Origin of the sequence: Hymenobacter mucosus (genome assembly GCF_900188255.1) — a bacterium.
GTDB classification, from domain to species: Bacteria; Bacteroidota; Bacteroidia; order Cytophagales; family Hymenobacteraceae; genus Hymenobacter; species Hymenobacter mucosus.
In genome coordinates, this window is the sequence record NZ_FZNS01000001.1 from 131352 (window position 1) to 148954 (window position 17603).

General features: G+C 57.1%; 15 protein-coding genes. 4 read left to right on the forward strand and 11 right to left on the reverse strand.

Annotated features, from left to right (window positions below; translation table 11 throughout):
* Positions 1 to 38 precede the first annotated feature (38 nt).
* Positions 39 to 2192 (reverse strand): M43 family zinc metalloprotease, encoded by a 2154-nt coding sequence (locus CHB83_RS00565; RefSeq protein WP_089331317.1) that lies wholly within the window; start codon positions 2190 to 2192, stop codon positions 39 to 41.
* A gap of 268 nt (positions 2193 to 2460) precedes the next feature.
* Entirely contained in the window at positions 2461 to 3114 is a 654-nt protein-coding gene (locus CHB83_RS00570) for a protein-L-isoaspartate(D-aspartate) O-methyltransferase (RefSeq protein WP_045688141.1), read from the reverse strand.
* A 185-nt stretch (positions 3115 to 3299) separates the two neighbouring features.
* On the opposite strand from CHB83_RS00570, the gene CHB83_RS00575 reads away from it, so the two are divergent.
* The 3 genes from CHB83_RS00575 (at position 3300) to CHB83_RS00585 (ending at position 5695) form a co-directional block, all read left to right on the forward strand.
* The gene (locus CHB83_RS00575) at positions 3300 to 4718 is read left to right on the forward strand and encodes a sugar transferase (protein WP_045688129.1); all 1419 of its coding nucleotides are present in this window, start codon (positions 3300 to 3302) and stop codon (positions 4716 to 4718) included.
* A gap of 110 nt (positions 4719 to 4828) precedes the next feature.
* Positions 4829 to 5419, forward strand: a complete 591-nt coding sequence (locus CHB83_RS00580) for a riboflavin synthase (RefSeq protein ID WP_089331318.1) — start codon at positions 4829 to 4831, stop codon at positions 5417 to 5419.
* A gap of 72 nt (positions 5420 to 5491) precedes the next feature.
* Entirely contained in the window at positions 5492 to 5695 is a 204-nt protein-coding gene (locus tag CHB83_RS00585) for a hypothetical protein (protein ID WP_089331319.1), read from the forward strand.
* 92 nt (positions 5696 to 5787) lie between these two features.
* Here the strand turns inward: CHB83_RS00585 and CHB83_RS00590 are convergent, their stop codons facing one another.
* The 8 genes from CHB83_RS00590 to CHB83_RS00625 all read right to left on the reverse strand — a co-directional run bounded on the left by CHB83_RS00590 (position 5788) and on the right by CHB83_RS00625 (position 12714).
* Entirely contained in the window at positions 5788 to 6387 is a 600-nt protein-coding gene (locus tag CHB83_RS00590; protein WP_089331320.1) for a phosphatase PAP2 family protein, read from the reverse strand.
* Positions 6384 to 7343, reverse strand: coding sequence for an oxygen-dependent coproporphyrinogen oxidase (gene hemF / locus CHB83_RS00595; RefSeq protein WP_089331321.1), 960 nt, complete (start codon positions 7341 to 7343; stop codon positions 6384 to 6386). The genes CHB83_RS00590 and hemF overlap by 4 nt, the downstream gene beginning before the upstream one ends.
* 160 nt (positions 7344 to 7503) lie before the next feature.
* Positions 7504 to 7935, reverse strand: coding sequence for a response regulator (locus CHB83_RS00600; protein ID WP_045690278.1), 432 nt, complete (start codon positions 7933 to 7935; stop codon positions 7504 to 7506).
* A 29-nt stretch (positions 7936 to 7964) separates the two neighbouring features.
* Positions 7965 to 9683 carry a PAS domain-containing sensor histidine kinase gene (locus tag CHB83_RS00605; protein WP_089331322.1) on the reverse strand — a complete coding sequence of 573 codons (1719 nt, stop codon included), beginning with the start codon at positions 9681 to 9683 and terminating at the stop codon, positions 7965 to 7967.
* A gap of 4 nt (positions 9684 to 9687) precedes the next feature.
* Positions 9688 to 10005 (reverse strand): circadian clock KaiB family protein, encoded by a 318-nt coding sequence (locus CHB83_RS00610; protein WP_045690277.1) that lies wholly within the window; start codon positions 10003 to 10005, stop codon positions 9688 to 9690.
* A 5-nt stretch (positions 10006 to 10010) separates the two neighbouring features.
* Positions 10011 to 10337, reverse strand: coding sequence for a circadian clock KaiB family protein (locus CHB83_RS00615; protein WP_045690276.1), 327 nt, complete (start codon positions 10335 to 10337; stop codon positions 10011 to 10013).
* A 9-nt stretch (positions 10338 to 10346) separates the two neighbouring features.
* Positions 10347 to 12083 carry a circadian clock protein KaiC gene (gene kaiC, locus CHB83_RS00620; protein ID WP_089331323.1) on the reverse strand — a complete coding sequence of 579 codons (1737 nt, stop codon included), beginning with the start codon at positions 12081 to 12083 and terminating at the stop codon, positions 10347 to 10349.
* Positions 12084 to 12162: 79 nt separating this feature from the next.
* Positions 12163 to 12714, reverse strand: a complete 552-nt coding sequence (locus tag CHB83_RS00625; protein WP_089331324.1) for a GNAT family N-acetyltransferase — start codon at positions 12712 to 12714, stop codon at positions 12163 to 12165.
* A 117-nt stretch (positions 12715 to 12831) separates the two neighbouring features.
* Between CHB83_RS00625 and CHB83_RS00630 the strand changes: the two genes are divergently transcribed.
* Positions 12832 to 14934 (forward strand): alpha-ketoacid dehydrogenase subunit alpha/beta, encoded by a 2103-nt coding sequence (locus CHB83_RS00630; RefSeq protein WP_089331325.1) that lies wholly within the window; start codon positions 12832 to 12834, stop codon positions 14932 to 14934.
* 109 nt (positions 14935 to 15043) lie between these two features.
* Here CHB83_RS00630 and tamL read toward each other — a convergent pair whose 3' ends face one another.
* Positions 15044 to 17593: a translocation and assembly module lipoprotein TamL gene (gene tamL, locus CHB83_RS00635; protein ID WP_089331326.1), complete on the reverse strand. Its 2550-nt coding sequence runs from the start codon at positions 17591 to 17593 to the stop codon at positions 15044 to 15046.
* Positions 17594 to 17603: the final 10 nt, after the last annotated feature.

The following is a 17603-nucleotide window of genomic DNA, read 5'->3' on the forward strand; positions in this document are numbered from 1 at the left end:
GCACCCCGTTGCCGCCATGAGAGGCTGCCCCACGTTACTTACTGCACCAGCAGGCGAGTTGTGTAGGTTTGATCGGCTAGCGTGAGTTGCACCACATATACCCCGTGGGCCAACTGGTTTGGCCCGTGGAGGGCTAGCGCGTGAGTACCGGCACCGTAGGTCTTGGCCGGCAGGAAGTATACCGGGCGCCCCAGCACATCTAGCAGCCGAACCTGAGCAGTAGTAGCAGCAGGCAGCGTAAACCGAATAGCAGTTTCGGCGGTGAGCGGGTTGGGGTACACGCTTATCTGACGCGTCGTGCTTTCGGCGTTACGAGTGACAGTTGCGTCCTGAATCCGCACATTGTCGAGGAAGAATGTACTGCCCCCGCCGCTAACCATTTGAAAGCGCAGTAGAAAGCGCGGACTACGCTGCGCCGCCGCTGGAAACGTTATACGTATGGATTTCCAGTCGGAAAGGGAGTCGGGAGCGTAGCCGGGAAAGAATTGGCTGCCTTGGGTATTGAGTACTGCGGCGGGGTAGCTAGCTAGTAGGGTCCAGCTCAGCCCACAAGTAATGGAATAGTAGACGTGAAGCCCGTCCGTTACGGAAGACGACCGGAGGCCGTACGCACGGTCGAACACGAGTTGGGTAGTGCCCGTGATGGGAGACAAATTGATATTTGGTGAGGTAAGCGTGCTGATGGTACCCGCTGCCAAGCTGCTGTTGCGCACCTGCACGTAAGAGGATCCTTGGCTGGCTACTGCGCCCGTTTCCCGTTCCCAGCGAGGGGCACTAGCCGATGTGGCCGACGAAGTGCGTAGCCAGTTACGTAGTGAGGGTGCCGGATATAGGTTGGGGAAGTTTACGTTCTCAAACGACTCGGCAAGCGGACCAGTCTCACCAGAGTTTGGTCCTGTCACCGACACCAAATCGGTTTGGGTGAGGGTGCCCCGACCATCGGGGGTGGTTATGGTAAGGGTAGCCGCATATACGCCCGCCGCGCGGTAAGTTACTACCGGGTTGCGTGCCGTGGAAGTAGCCGGCTCCCCACCCGGAAACGACCAGCTGTACTGTGAGGTGGCAGCGTTGAAGGTAAAATTGTACGAATAGTCCGTAAACGTTACCGCGTTGCCCTCGCATACAAGTTGGGTTGAGGGCCGGAAAGCAACTACTGGCGGGCAGGGCGCAGCAGAACCCTGCGCTGCATCATCGGTGCCAGTGGCGCGCAGGTTCGTCGCCGAAACGAGCGTGCTGCGGCAGGTAAGAAAAAGCGAGGCCCGCATAACTTCCTTCTGCCCCTGCGTAAACATGCGCGAACAGGTGGCGTAGTCCATGTAGTTCTGCACGTTGGCAAGCACCCCACAGGGTGAGAAGGCCAAGTTGCAATCTAGGTTGGAGCCGATGGTATTGGGCGTGTCTGCAATGCCATCATCAATAGAGCAATTGGAGGCCAAGCCCGGCGTATTGGAGCCGCCCCAAGTATGCCGTAACCCGAAGTAGTGGCCTACCTCATGCGTGAGCGACCGAAAGCAGAAGTTGCTACCACAAGACCGGCCAATGCTTCCAAACTGAGCGCTGCGGATCACAATGCCATCCAGCGTAGCGCTCGGGCAGGGTAGGAAAGCGTAGCCGCCCGCCCCGTTGGCCGTGGTTACTACCCATATATTAAGGTAGCGGTTAGGGTCCCACCGAATTAGGTTCTTTACGGTGTTGTCGCCCACATTGGTCAAGGTGGAGTACGTACGCGTGATACCCGTAGTGCAGGAGCCGGTGGGGTCGCGGGTAGCTAGGCGAAACCGAAAGCCTACGTTAGCATAAATAGGCTGAAAATCAGTTAGTACATCGGCCGTGTCCGGATTGGTTTTGCTGAAATCCAAGTTGAGCAGCTGGATAGCATTGGCCACTTGGGCATCAGAAATATCATCGGTGCCACCCGTGTGAATAACGTGAACCACCACGGGCACCGTCACATCGGGCTGGGCAAGCAGGCGGGCCCGGTCGGAGGCAGACAGGCTGGCTACTTGCAGCAAAAAGTTCTGGTAGTTGCGGGCTGCGCCAGGGTTGCGAGCAAATTCAGCTTGCTGCACACTATCAAAAGCACATCCGTAGCCCGAGTGATGCTCGGGATGAAGGTTGCGCTGCGCCTGTACTGGTCCTTTCACCAGCAGACCTAGCAGCAACCACAGCAGAAAGCGTAGTTTTTGGACCATAAGTACTAAGGAAGTAGTAGCAGTGGGAGATATTCGGCTCCGATAATAGGCCCTGCTAGCAGCGGTATAAGGGGCTACAGATAGTCTGCCTGCCCAAGATATATACAAAGTCCGACTGGCAGAAGCGGCCCTGCCAATGCCAAATGCAGTTTCCGAGAATATCTCGTACTACTACTAGTAGTTCGCTGCGGTAACCTAGCTTTCCTTAGAGGCTAATGGGTGTCACACTCGCTGTCGTGGGGTTGTTGGTAGTAGGAAAATACTACTGCTACTGCTGCCAACCCGCGCGCCCTAGGAGTGGCACAAAGCGGAACTCCTCAAACACTTCCCGCGAAAATTCCTCCTCACTCTCCCGTACAACGCGCATCATCCGTTGCGTTTGGGCATCACCCACTGGAATCACCAGCGCGCCGCCTATACGCAGTTGTCGCAACAGGGGGCGGGGCAGGGTAGGTGAGCCAGCAGTTACCAGAATCTTGTCGAAAGCGGCCTGATCGGGCAGACCTACTGAACCGTCGCCGCAATACAGGTGGGCAGCGCGGTTCAGCGCCGCCAAGCGCTTTCGCGTGCGCTCATACAATACCGGCTGATACTCGATGCTCCATACCTGCGACACTAGTTCGAGCAGCACGCAACACTGGTAGCCCGAGCCAGTCCCAATCTCCAACACCCGATCCTGGGGCTGCAGGCGCAGCAGTTCGGTTTGATACGCTACCGTGTAAGGCTGCGAAATGGTTTGGCCCTCGCCAATGGGAAAGGCTTTGTCCTGGTAGGCGTGGGCTTGAAAGGCAGGGTCGAAGAAGAGGTGGCGCGGAACGGTGCCGATGGCCGCCAACACCCGCTCGTCGCGGATGCCCTTGCGGCGCAGCTCTTCTACAAGGGTGCGGCGGGCGCCACGGTGGCGGTAAGTATCAGCGTGCATGGGAAAAAGCAAAAGGTGGCAGGCTTCGGCAATGGCCGCCCGCAAAATGCGGGTAATTCCTACCTTTGCCATGCTCCAAAACTAACCCGTAAGGTGCGTTGGGAGCCTGAATAAAATGCGAAACTACGGCTTCGCACCCACTTTACCCACCTGACAACTGGCCGGCGCGGTCAGTTCTTTCGCCCTTGATTCGCACCTTCCAAAAACTGAAGCTGATAGGAGCCGACTTTATAGCGGCCCTGCTGGCATGGGTTTGCTTCTTTCTGCTGCGTAAGTACCTGCTCAGCGAAATTACGGAAGGCTACCACTTCACGGAAGTGGCTTTCTTCTTTCTCTCCGGCTCGGCCTTTATGATTGCCGCATTCTGGACCGTACTCTACACCTTGATTGGCGAGTACCGCGACATTTTCCGAAAGTCGCGCCTGGCCGAAATCATTCGCCTTGGTCGCGTGTCGGTGCTTGGTGCCGTGGTCATCTTCTTTGCCTTGCTCCTCGATGACCAAGGCGTGCAGAACTACCAAGCGTACTACAAAACCATTACGGCGTACTTTCTGCTGCACTTTCTGCTCACGGCCATCCTGCGCGTGTGGGCTATTAGCAGCGTGCAAAAGCTGGTACGGGGGGGCGTCATTAGTTTCAATACCTTGTTAGTAGGTTCCAATACGCTCGCCCGCGACACCTATCAGGAACTTCTGCGCACGGGGCGCCACTTGGGCCTGAAAATAGTAGGAGTGGTTTCCGTGGGCGATACGGTGGATGAGGATTTGGCGGCTGAAGTGCCCACGCGGGGCTCCTATCATCGGTTGCCGGCCCTCATTCGGGTGCTGAAGGTGGAGCAGGTAGTAATTGCCATCGAAGCTTCCGAGCACCGGGTAGTAGAAGAAATTCTGGCCTTACTAGAAGGTACTCCGGTTCGGATCAGCATCCTGCCCGACCTCTACCAAATGCTACTAGGCTCCGTGAAGGTGAGCCACGTGTTTGGTACTCCCCTCATTGAAATCAAGCAGGACCTGCTACCCGTGTGGCAAAAGGTGCTCAAGCGTGCACTCGACGTGGGCGTTTCCATCGTGTTCTTGCTACTGGCCTGGCCCGTGTATGCCTTCACGGCCATCATGGTGAAACTCTCGTCGCCGGGGCCCGTGTTCTACTCGCAAGTGCGCATCGGACAGTTTGCCCAGCCGTTTCATATCTATAAGTTCCGTTCCATGTACGTGGATGCTGAGGCCCTGGGGCCAGCCCTTTCCTCCGACCATGACCCGCGTATTACGCCTTGGGGCCGCTTTATGCGTAAGGTTCGGCTGGACGAGCTACCCCAGTTTTGGAACGTCATCAAGGGCGATATGAGCATTGTGGGCCCGCGCCCCGAACGACAATACTTCATTGACCAGATTGTGCAGCTCGCCCCCCACTACCGTCACTTGCACCGCGTGCGGCCGGGTCTCACCAGCCTAGGGCAGGTAAAATATGGCTACGCCGAAACCGTTCCGCAGATGGTCGAGCGGCTTAAGTTCGACATCCTCTACATTGAGAACATGAGCTTGTCGATGGACTTCCGGGTAGTGCTGTACACGCTCAAAATTATCATTGAAGGCCGCGGAAAATAAATCGACTGGCCCTGTTCCTCGGTAGCACCACCACCACGAGCTACCCCAATTACACGTACTAAGCAGCCTACTTCATTAAGCTGCTTCTCGCTTTACTTTTTTTAGACATCATGTTCACTGGAATAATTGAAACCTTAGGCACCATTACGGATGTGCGCCGGGATGAAACCAATATTCACTTCACCGTAACTTCCAGCTTCGCGCCGGAGTTGAAAATTGACCAGAGTGTAGCCCACGACGGTGTTTGCCTAACCGTGGTGGCAGTAGATGGGTCGGCCAATACCCACGTTGTTACGGCCATTGATGAAACGCTGCAGAAAACCAATTTGAGCCAGTGGCAGCCTGGCCGGCAAGTAAACCTAGAGCGGTGCTTGGCCGCCAACGGCCGCTTTGATGGGCACATTGTGCAGGGCCACGTAGACTTGACCGCCACCTGTGAATCGGTGACGGACCAGCACGGCTCTTGGGTGTTTCGCTTCCGCCATGAGGTAGGCCCCGGCCGCGTAACCGTAGAAAAAGGCTCCATCTGCATAAATGGCACCAGCCTCACATGCTTTGACAGCACTGATGACGGCTTTTCCGTAGCCATCATTCCTTACACGTATGAGCACACAACCTTCCAGCACCTGCGCCCCGGCGACCGGGTAAACCTGGAGTTTGACATTGTAGGCAAGTACGTGGCCAAACTGCTAGGGCGCTAAAAATAGGGCTTTCTACAACAGGCGGTGGCCTGATTACGTACCACTTACGTAACCATCCACCTGTTTGAAGCCATGTCAAAACGCGAACTAATAGAGCCCACCGAGGGTGATAAGCGCTACGTGCGCCGCAACGAAAAAGGAGAGTTTACCAGTTCGGTTGATTTAAACCGTTCCTTGTCTGGAGATGACCGCACCAACTCGAAGGTCACGAGTAAGTCTGGGCAGGGTGATAGAGGTGACGGTCATACGGGCAAGCGCAGACCCGCCAAAAAATAGTTTATCCCTCAACACGCAGCAGGCCCCGCAGGAATATACTGCGGGGCCTGCTGCGTGTTGAGGGGTATGGATACAGCCAGTCCTTAGTGCTGCTAGGCAACGATAGGTTCCGCAATGGGAGCCGCCGTGGGCCACCACCGGGCCGATAGCCGCTGGTAGACTTTGGCGCACCCCCACGCCAGAACGCAGCCTAGCAGGGTGCCTGCCAATACATCGGAGGGAAAATGTGCGGCCAGGTACATGCGACTGTAGCTTACAATAGCCGCCCACAGAAAAAGAAACCACTTGGCTACCCGATAGCGCCGGGGCAGTACCAGCGCCACAAAAACAGCCAGGGAAAAAGCATTAGCAGCGTGCGAGGAAATAAAGCCGAACTGCCCTCCGCAGCCGTTTACTAGGTTAAGAGTAGCAGACAGGTCAGGGTCGTGACAGGGACGCAAGCGGGCAAAGTACGGCTTGAAAAACCGACTCGATATCATATCGGCCAGGGCGACACTCAAGCCGAGCAGGGGCAGCAGCAGAAAAGCGCGCCGCTGGTACAAGTAGGCGAGTACCACTAGTAGCACAAAATAGGCCGGAAACCAGACGAAGCGTTCTGAAAAGAACACCATCCACGTATCGAGGCGGGGAGTGCGGTGGGCATTAGCGGCAATGAGAAGCCACCGGTCGAGGGCTTGGAGCTGCTCTATCAAGCGGAAATGGGGTTTTCAGAGGCCCATTCCACGCCTTTGCGCAGCCACTGCTGGGTAGCGGCTTCGGGCGAGCCAGGCTCGGGTTGCAGGTTGTAGTGCCACTCGGCTTGCGGGGGCAGGCTCATAAGAACGCTCTCGGTGCGGCCCCCGGTTTCCAGCCCAAAGCGCGTGCCCCGGTCAATGGCCAGGTTGAACTCGGCGTAGCGGCCGCGGCGCACCAGTTGCCACTGCTTTTGCTCGGGGCTGAAGGGCAACTCCGCATTCTGGCGCATCAGCTCCGTGTAGGTGTTGCCGTATACCTCACCCACCGCGCGTACAAATGCAAATAGGGCCTCTGCGTCAGCCTCTTTGCCAACCACTAAACGGTCGAAGAAGATACCGCCGATGCCGCGGGTTTCCTGGCGGTGGGGCAGAAAGAAGTACTCGTCGGCCCAGGCCTTGAAGCGGGGGTAGTAGTGGGCATCGTGGCGGGCGCAGACCTGAGCAATCTGCTGGTGAAACCACCGGGCTTGCGCCACGTCCACGTAAATCGGGGTCAGGTCCAGGCCGCCGCCAAACCAGGCCTCGCCATTGCCAGCCTCGAAGTAGCGCACGTTCATGTGGGAGATAGGCACCTGCGGGCTGCGCGGGTGCTGCACCACGCTCACGCCCGTGGCAAAGTAACGCCGGTCGGGCATGAGCAGCTGCCGCGCCGCCGCCTCGCTCATCTCGCCTTCAACAGCGGAGAAGTTGACGCCGCCTTTTTCGATAATGTGCCCATTGGTTAATACGCGGCTACGGCCACCACCGCTACCGTGGTGTTGCCAGGCATCTTCCTGAAAGCGGGCTGTACCACCATCGGTGGCTTCAAGTTGTTGGCAGAGCCAGTCCTGAAACTGGCGCATCCACTGTTCCACGCTGTCTCGAAGGGTAGCGGCAGGTGGTGCAGCGGTAGGAAAAGGAGCGGAAGTTGACATAGAAAGCAGAAACAAAGTAGGCCGCGCAGGCAGCGTCACGCCCCCGTAGTTTTTCGAGCCACAAAGGTAGCGGTTTTGGGAGGAGCACCTACCTACTACCTATGCAGTTGCCGGGGCATTTCGGCCAACTACAGCCCATCGTTTGCTAAGCCCCCAGTGCCTACTCAGCTTGATGAGCTAGTTTAACCGTGGGAAAATGCTCTTTGAGCAAGCGCTGCAATTTCTCTGTTGTGAGGGGCTTGCTAAGCACGCCTGCAACATGCAGTGCCTGCACCCGCTCCATATCCTGGGGGTGCAGGGAAGTAGTCAGAATCACCACAACGGCCTTATGCTCCGAGGGCCAGAGGTACTGGTGGTAGTGATGCAGAAATTCAAACCCGTTCATCACTGGCATGTTCAAATCCAGCAGAATCAGCACGGGGCATTGCCCGGTATCATCGTGGCAATAGGCTTGTAGGTGGGTGAGGGCTTCGCGCCCATTGGCTGCTACTCCTATTGTCTCGGCTACGTCAAGGCGCTTGATAAGCAGTTGATTAAGGTAATTGGTCGTGCGGTCGTCGTCTACCAGTAGTACGTAAGGAAGTTTGGACATGAGCAGGGTAAGGAGGGGAGAGCGGAGCGCTACGACTTAAAGTAAACGCTGAACGTTGAGCCGGCTTGGAGGTTACTATGTACTTCAATCCAGCCGCCCATGTTTTCAACTATTTTTTTAATCATATAGAGCCCAATGCCGCTGCCTTCTACGTGGTCGTGAAAACGTTGGAACATGGTGAACAAGTTGCGCTGGCTGTTCTCGTCTAGGCCCAGCCCGTTGTCCTGCACGCGTAGCACCACGTGGTTCGCTTCTTGTTTGGCACTGAGCTGAATACGAACTGGGCGCTCGGGATGGCGGTACTTGATGGCGTTGCTAAGCAAGTTGTACACCACGGAACGCAGGTTCTTTTCCGACAAGGAAATGAACAGCTTGGCGGCCACCTCTATTATCACTTCTGCAGTGGTTTGTTCAATTAGCGGCGCCAAATCTAATTGCACTCCTAGCACTACGGGCAGCAACTCCACCGCCACCACGGGTTGGTCGAACTCGCGCTGAAGCTTCGACACATCGGTAAGGTGGTTGATGGTTTTCTTGAAGCGGTCCACCGAGTCCTGCATCATCTGTAAAATGGGCTGCACTTCGCCTTCCGCCTGAGTAGCCACGGGTATCTCCTGCAACAAGGCATACAGCAGCCCTTCAATGTTGCTGATGGGAGCCCGCAAGTCATGCGAAGCGGTATATACAAAGTTGTCCAGGTCGATGTTGGCGCGTTTCAGTTGCTGGTTATTCTGCTGCAACTGCAATTGGGCTTGGTCAATCCGCTCCTGGGCCAGCTTATGTTCGTGAATGTCGGTATACGTACCAATCCACTGTACTAGCTCGTGCTGCTCGTTGTACGACGGAAGTGCCCGCCCGAGCATCCAGCGGTACTCGCCGGCCAGGTTCTGAATGCGGCACTCCACCTCCCAGGGCGCATGGGTGCGCAAGCTGTCGATCCACTGGGCTTTGGCCACGGCCAAATCGGCCGGATGAATCTGTCCCCACAACTGAGTATGGGGCAGGGAAGTAAAAGGTTGCCCGGAGTAGTCAAACCAGCGGCGGTTGAGAGAGGTGGTTTCGCCTGTTGGGGTAGCTGTCCAAGCTATCTGAGGAATGCCCTCTAGCACTCTCTTGGCCTCAGCCGCCGCTCGCTCACCGGCTTGGCGGGCCGCTTCCTGCCGTTGCAATTCGGCGCGCTGCGCCGCCAAACGAGTGTTTTGCTCCGCTACATGTGCCTGAATAGCAGTAATCTCGCGCTGGGCCGACACATCCGTGACAATAACCGCTAGAGCCGAGATATTGGCGAAATCCAGTACGTTCATGGAAAGCGAGAACGGCAGCAGCATCCCCGATTGGGTGTGCAACGATACTTCGCCCTTGGCTTTGCCCCGCCAGCCCTGGTCGACCAAGGCTTGCACGTGCTGCACAAACGAGTCAGGTACCAAGCTTAGAAAGGTACTACCCATCAGGGTCGTCAGTGGCCGACTAAGAAGGGCTGCCAGGCTGGCATTGGCGTACAAAATGGTACCGTCTTGGGCCAGGAGTAAGGCTCCTTCGTTCATTTCCTCAATGAGGGTGCGGTACACCTGGTCGGCACCTTCCAACGTGAAAATGCGGGGCCCATCGGCTCCCTGCACGGCTAGCGCGTCAATGGTTCCGGTACGGATAGCTGTAATCAAGTCCTCCGCTTCCTGCAATTGCTGACGCAGCGCAGTATTCTCCAGAGCAAGTTCTTCGGCAGGGGTAAGCGGCTGACGATCAGGCATAACTTTACATATCAGTGGGCTCAGGGGATATGCCCAGCAACGTCAACACGCGTCGTCGGTCGGAGAGGTCTCCCACGAGCCACCGGGTCAGGCCCGGCCTCTTCTTAACCAGCGTGGGGGCCGCAATGATGCGTTCCTCCTTTGCTTTCTCGGGCTGCTGATAGATGTCCACAATTAGCAGTTCGTATCGCCCCTTCAAGTACTGCTCGCAAATATCCTTTAGGTTGCGGACGGCGCGGGTCGAGTTGGGGGTAGCACCCGTGATGTACAGGTGTAAAAGGTATTCAGCCCTGGGGGCTTCCTCGTGTAGCTCTGATTCCATCCGCGCTACTTGTTCTCAACGGCACGAATATCCAAGCCTACCAATACCCGTTCTTGGTTGGATAAGTCGCCGATGATTTTGCGAATCGGAGAAGGTACTTTCCGCACCAGCGTCGGAATGGCCAAAATCTGGTCGCCCTCGGCTAGCTGCGGATGCAGCAGCAAATCAATAATTTCAATTTTGTAGCGACCTTTCAAATGCGTTTCGCAGTACTTTTTCAGGTTGGCCAGGGCGGTAACTGACTTCACCGTTTGCCCGGCAACATACAGGCGTAGTTCCCAAATTTCCTCGTCGGCGGGCGACGATGCAGATGAATCCGAAGGCGTTTGCATAGGAGGGTACTACTGATTAGGAGACGGGGAAGCGGGCTGGCGGTTGCTGTAGCCTTTGGCGAGTTGCTGACGGTTGGTAGCCAGCGCCTGCTGTCGTTGTTCTTCCTCGTGGTTTACTTGGCGAAGCTCTTCTTCGACGGACTCAAATTCCGTGCGCAAGTTGGCGATGGTGGCTTCCAGTACGCGGCGTTTGCGCTCCAGTTCCCGGTCGCGGCGCTCCGCTTCTTGTTGTGAGGCAAGTAGTTGCGACTGTTCCTGTAGCTGCTGGGTGAGTCGGCTGGCACCCGTAATAATGCCGGCCGGGCCAACAATTACGTCTAGCAGCTGTACGCCATGGTCGGTAACGAGAAACTCCCGCACTTGGTTAGAGTGGGCCATTCCCCGGGCTTTTAGGATGCTTACGCCCCGGTTCCGCTCGCCAATGCCTTCCAAGTCGCGCACATGAATCCAGGTATCAACCAAAGAAGAAACGCCTTCTTCTGTCATTTCCTGGTTAGCATTGCGGCCGCTCACCAAAGCCGTGAACAAGGCTGAAATGCCCTGCACCTTCAGCAAGTCGATAAGACGGGTGAGCATGCCCCGCACTTCCGAAATGCTCCCTACCGACACCAAATTGCTGATGGGGTCAATGATTACGTTTTGGGGCTTGAACTCAGTAAGTAGTTTATGGATGGTTACTAAATGCTGTTCCAAGCCATTGAGGGTAGGGCGGGAGGCTTCAATGTGCAGAAGTCCTTGCGCTAGGAAGGGTTCTAGGTCCATCCCTACGGCCCGCATGTTGCGTATCAGCTGCTGGGGCGATTCCTCGAAGGCAAAAAACAAGCACCGCTCGCCCCGGCGGCAAGCTTCCAAAGCAAAGGCGGCCGACAGGGTGGTTTTGGCTGTGCCGGCGGTGCCCGTAATTAGGATGCTACTACCCCGGTACAGGCCCTTGCGGGTAAACATTTCATCAAGGCCTGGTACGCCCGTGGAGATAATATCATTGGATACGTCATGGGCTAATCGTAGCGACGTGACGGGTAATACCGAAATGCCATCCTCCGTGATGAGGTAGGGATACTCGTTGGTGCCGTGGGTGCTACCCCGGTATTTCACAATGCGCAGGCGCCGGGTTGTAATCTGGTTAATTACCCGGTTGTCCAGCAGAATCACGCAGTCCGATACGTATTCCTCCAGCCCTTGGCGCGTGAGGGAGCCCTCGCCGCGCTCAGCCGTAATGATGGTGGTTACGCCCTTATCCTTAAGCCAGCGGAACAGCCGCCGAATTTCAGAACGCAATACGGCTTGGTTGGTAAAGCCTGAAAACAAGGATTCAATGGTATCCAGCACCACGCGCTTAGCCCCAATTGTATCAATGGCGTAACCGAGACGAATAAAAAGGCCTTCCAAGTCGTACTCGCCCGTTTCTTCAATCTCGGAGCGGTCCACGTGCACGTGGTCGAGGCGCAGCTTTTTGTCGGCCTGTAGCTGGCGGAGGTCGAAGCCCAAGGATTGAACGTTATCGGCCAGCTCCACGGCGGTTTCCTCAAAGGCCATCAGCACGCCCGGCTCATCGTAATCTAGAATGCCGCGTACCAGAAACTCAACCGCCATTAGCGTCTTACCGCAGCCTGCACTACCACACAGCAGCGTAGGGCGTCCTTTGGGCAAGCCGCCCTCAGTAATTTCATCGAGACCATTGATGCCCGTGGGTGCTTTGGGCAGAGTAGGAAAATGGGACGCGGAAGAGGACAAATGAATAGACATAAGGAGCCAATGAGGAACGTCGGAGGGGCAAGTTAGGCAGAATAGCAGCAGAGCGAACGAAATGTTTGCTTGCGCCTGGCTAGTTAGTGGAGGAATCGGCGTGCAGATTCTCTAATTGCTTGCGCAGCAGGAGCAGCACTAGCTCCTGCCGTGGCACTCCAAAGCGGACGTCCGTGGGGAAGGCTACCGTTTCGCCAGTTTGCCGGAAGCCGTGGCGCGCATACCAGGCTAGCAACTCGTGCCGCACGGAAATGACGGACATCAGAATACTGGTGCAGCCGAGGTGGCGGGCTTGCCGTTCAGCTGCCGCCAACAGGTATTTTCCAATGCCGTGGGCCTGATGGGTAGGATCTACCGTGAGCATGCCCAGGTATAAGTCGGGATGCTGATTTTTCAGGTAGACGCTGCCGCGCAACTCCCCGTTGGCGGTGCGGGCCAGTAGAAAGGTAGCCCCAGGCCCGGCCATGAGGTCGGCCAAGTCGGCGGCATCGGTGCGGGTGCCCTCAAGTAAGTCCGCTTCAGTGGTCCAGCCTTGCCGGGACGTGTCGCCGCGGTAGGCACTATTTACCAGCGCAACCAAGGCTGGAATGTCGGTAGCAGTAGCGGGGGCAATGGATAGTGCGGGTAACATGCTGCAAAAATACAGCCTAGGCGCTGAGTACCCACCTCGGGGTAGGTAGTCCGTAAGTAAGCGGGGCTGTTGCTCTCGGTTCTAACCCGTAATTTCGCCTTCCAACCCACCCCCAGCATGTCCACCCATTCCACCTCCACCCTGGAACCCGACTTTACTACCGCTCTGCCCCGCCGCTCCTTGCTGCACCGCGCGTACCTGCTCATGCGCACGGCTGATGAGTTGGCCCGTCTGTACGAAGAAAACAAGACGGTAACAGCCAAGTATGTCCACGCGACGGCCCGTGGGCACGAGGCAATTCAGTTAGCTGCGGCCTTCCAACTGCGGCCTACTGATTGTGCCACCCCGTACTACCGCGACGACGCCATGCTGCTCGGAATGGGCCTGTCGCCCTACGAGCTTATGCTCCAGCTTCTAGCCAAGCGCGACGACCCATTTTCGGGTGGCCGCACCTATTATGGTCACCCTTCCCTGCGCCGGCCTGGCTTTCCGCTCATTCCTCACCAGAGTTCCGCCACTGGTATGCAGGCCATTCCGGCCACGGGTATGGCGCACGGCATCAAGTACTTGGAAGGGCAGGGGCTGCTAACCTCTGCCGATCAGCAGCCGGTAGTGCTGTGCTCCATTGGCGATGGGGCCATGACGGAAGGCGAAGTAGCAGAAGCCTTGCAAATGGCCGTGCTGCACCAGCTGCCCATTGTGTATGTAGTGCAAGACAACGATTGGGGCATATCAGCTACGGGCCGCGAAATGCGCGCCATGAATGCCTACGAGTTTGCGGCTGGCTTTAAAGGCCTGCACCGCTTGCAACTCGATGGGGCCGACTTTCTGGCCAGCCACTCCGGTATGGAGGAAGCCTTCGCGTACGCCCGGCGGACGCGGGGGCCGGTGCTGGTACACGCCAAATGCCCCTTACTGGGCCACCATACCAGCGGCGTCCGGCGCGAATGGTACCGCGGCGACAACCTCACTCAGCACGCCCTTAGCGACCCCCTGCCACGCTTTCATCAGCAACTACTGAGTCTGGGTTTTGCTGAAACTGAGCTAACGGCCCTGGCGGATGAAGCGCGGGCCACCGTGGCTGCCGACTACAAGCGTGCCTTAACAGCCCCGGCCCCCGATCCCGCTACCTACCTCGACCACGAGTTTGCGCCGCCAGCTGTAATTGTAGAATCGGGAGAGCGGAGCCCTGCTAATGCTGGCAAGGCGCTAATGGTTGACGCAGCCCTGCACGCCGTGGACGATATTTTGCAGGAATTCCCCGAGGCCTTGTTCTACGGGCAAGACGTAGGCGGTGAGCTGGGCGGTGTCTTCCGGGAGGCGGCGCTGCTAGCCAAAAAGTACGGCGACGCCCGCGTCTTCAATACGCCCATTCAAGAGGCCTACATAGTTGGGAGCACGGCCGGCATGAGCGCCGTGGGCGCGAAGGCAATTGTTGAAATTCAGTTTGCGGACTACATCTGGCCTAGCCTCAACCAACTGGTAGAAGAACTAAGCAAGTCCTGCTACCTCACCAATGGCAAGTTTCCGGTGCAAAGCCTGATTCGGGTGCCGATTGGGGCCTATGGCGGCGGCGGACCCTACCACTCCGGGTCCATCGAGAGCACCTTGCTCACCATTCGTGGCATTAAGGTGGTGTACCCCAGCAACGCCGCCGATATGAAAGGACTTCTGCGGGCGGCCTTCCTCGACCCCAACCCGGTAGTACTGCTGGAGCACAAAGGCCTGTATTGGAGCAAAGTGCCCGGCACCGAAGATGCTAAAACAACGGAACCTGCTGCTGGCTACGTTATTCCATTGGGCAAGGCTGCCGTAGCGCAGCAAGCTGACGCCGCCAAACTGCGGAACGGTGAAACCTGCGTAGTCATCACCTACGGAATGGGAGTGTACTGGGCCAAAACGGCTAGCCGTGAGCTACCGGGCCAAGTTGAAATCCTAGACCTGCGTACCCTTAACCCCCTCGACTATGATGCGGTAGAGGCGGCGGTGCGCCGGCACGGGAAGGTGTTGGTGCTTACTGAGGAGCCCTTGCTTAATTCCTTTGCCGAAAGCCTGGCCGGGCGTATTCAGCGTACCTGCTTCCGCCAGCTCGATGCGCCTGTGTTCACCTTGGGCGCGGCCAACCTGCCGGCCATTCCCCTCAATGTAGAGTTGGAGCGCCAGATGCTACCCAACGCTGAGAAGGTAGGAGCCATGCTGCAAGAGTTGCTGAACTACTAGCCCCTGCGGATAGGGGTGGTATAAATCACCGCCAGCACTACTCAAAAGCAACGCCCGGCTGCGCACATGCGCAGCCGGGCGTTGCTTTTGTATCTTATACCTCCTGCCCTTAGAAGGGGTAGCCAATGCCCAAGTTGAAGGCTGTTTGGTTTTCCCCAAAGCTAATGCGGCGGATAGCCCACTTATTTCCTGGTGCTGTTGGGTCGTACACCTTCGTGGCAATATCGAGGCGCAAGATGAGGAAGCTGAAATCGAGGCGTAACCCGAAACCCGAGCCCACGGCAAATTGCCGGTAGAACTTGTTGAACTTGAACTGGGCCCCAACGCGGCTTGAGTCATTTTGCAAGAGCCAGACGTTGCCAACGTCCGTAAACAAGGCTCCTTTTATAAAGCTGTAGATGGGGAAGCGATACTCCACATTGCCTTCCAGCAGCAATTCGCCCGGCTGCTCAATATCGTAGTTGCGCTCCGTTGTTTTGTTGTTGTTCTCATCAAACTTGTACTGCGTGTAGCTGCCCGTACCCAGTCGGCGGGGTTTCCAGGCCCGCACGCTGGAGCTACCACCCGCAAACAAGTACTTGTCGTAGGGCACCAGTAGCTGCTTTTTCTCACTGTTGGGGTCTATGCTACCGTCCTCGTTTCGCGTTAGAGTAGTGGTGTGGGTCAGGGAGCGGATTGCGCCCCCCGAAAGTCGGTACACGAAGTAGGTCTGAGGCGTCAGCTTATGGTAGCGACGGTAGTCTACCGTAAACTTGGCGAAGTCATAAGTTTTCAACCGGTCGTTTGGCCCCGGCCGGGTGCTAACTACCACGGGCTGCTGTTGGTAGAGTCCGCGGGTGAGGCCCCCAATTTCCGCAAACAGACGCAGGTAGCGGCCGTCGCGGGTTTCGTTGAAATCGTTAGAGTTGTAGAGGGAGGTAGCACTGAAGCTGGGTACGAACAGATTATCAAAACTGCGCAGTAAGGGCGTGTTTTGAATATTCGCTAGTTGTTGTAGCTGTTGGAAATACCCCTCGTCAATGTTCGGCGTCCTGATAATGCTCAGGTCGAAGGGCGTGAGAACGTACTGGTGGTAAACCGACCGTTGCCAAATGTAATCGTAAGTCGCTTCGATGTTAGTCCGCTGGTAGAAATCGGGGCGATTCACGAACGTGTAGCTCCCGTTGAGGCGAGTACGTGGGTTATAGCGGGCCAAAAAGCGGTTGGCGCGCCATGGCACCAGAAACTGAGGTAGTACCAGGTTTACGTTGGCGCCTAGCTGCGTAGTGAGGGTAGGGTTTGCATCTACAGCACTTCGCTGCCCTTCAAAACCTGCCCGCAACCCAAACTCCAATACCTCCGCACCGCCAAATACATTCCGGATTTTCAGCCGCACGTTGCTGAATGGGCCCACCAGGGAGGCCACATAGGTGCCACCAAATTCGGTAGTTTCCTGGTACCGCTTTGCCGGCGACGCATTCAGAGTTGCATCCAGCAGGCCCCGGGTAGAATCGGCCGGAGCATCGGCCCCCCGCACGCGCCGGTAGGTAATCGTGCTAAACCGGAACATATCCAGGTTAGCAAATTGCCGCTGGGTTAGCTGCGTGTTCTGTAAACTGTAAGGCTCTCCCGGGCGGATAGCCAGCTTACGGTCCAGCGTGCGGGTGCTAAAGCGGTGGCGGTACGCCAAGTACTTCACCGAATCGCGCTCCAGCGTGTCGCGCTGCTGTCCAAACCGCACCAGGCCCGCATCGGTAATCACGTTGAGGTTGCGGATGGTGTAGAGGCGGTGAAACTCTCCCCGACTGGGCTTGGAAATAATAGTGCGCAGGCGTACGGTACCAGGCGCAAAGCTGGTATCTGCTTCTAGGCTCACGTACTGCTCCCGGAAATCGAAGTAGCCTTGGTTTTTGAGGAGGTTCTCAATGCGGCTGCGCTCCTGCCCAATTACTTCTTCATCGTACTGGTCGCCCACCCGCAGCAAGCTCTGGGGCTGGCTGGCCAGCACGCGCCGCGCCACGGCCGAGTCCCCAATATTGTAGTCGAGCTGGGTGTAGTGGAAGGGCTGGTTTTCCACTACTTGATACACCACCGTCACCCGTTGCGAATCGGTGTGGAAAGGGCTACGGAGGGTGAAGATGCGGAAAGGCGAAAATAGGCGGGTAGGTACCGTGTCCGTAGACGAAACGGAGCTGCGGAAGTACCCTTTCGACTTCAGAAATACCGCCATCTGCTCGGTGCTGGCGCGGGTCAGGGCCGAGTCATAAATGACAGGTGCCTCGCCCAGGCGCATGATGGCGTTGCCCTTGTCGAGGGCCAACTGGTGGCGGCGCGTGTGTCGCTCGCGCCGAGAGAGTAGCTTGCCCACCTGCGCCGAGTCGGTACCAGCCGCTTTAATGAGCTGGTCGTAGTGGGTCCTATCTTCATCCAGCTTGCGCTGGATGCGCTCCGGATTGTAAAAGGAGCGACCTAGCTGGTAGATTGCTAGCTTTGGCAGCGGAAACGTGCTATTCGGCTTTTGCTGCGCCAGGGCCTGTAGGCGCTCGGCCGTTGCCGGCTTAGCACCTTCCACCTTCACGCGGCTCAGCAGGCGTTGCCCCGGTTGCAGCAGGCGCAGGGGCGAGCAGCCCACTACGCCGCCTACCAGCAGCAACAAACCACCTACGGCTGTCCGCGTCATCTTTCCCGAA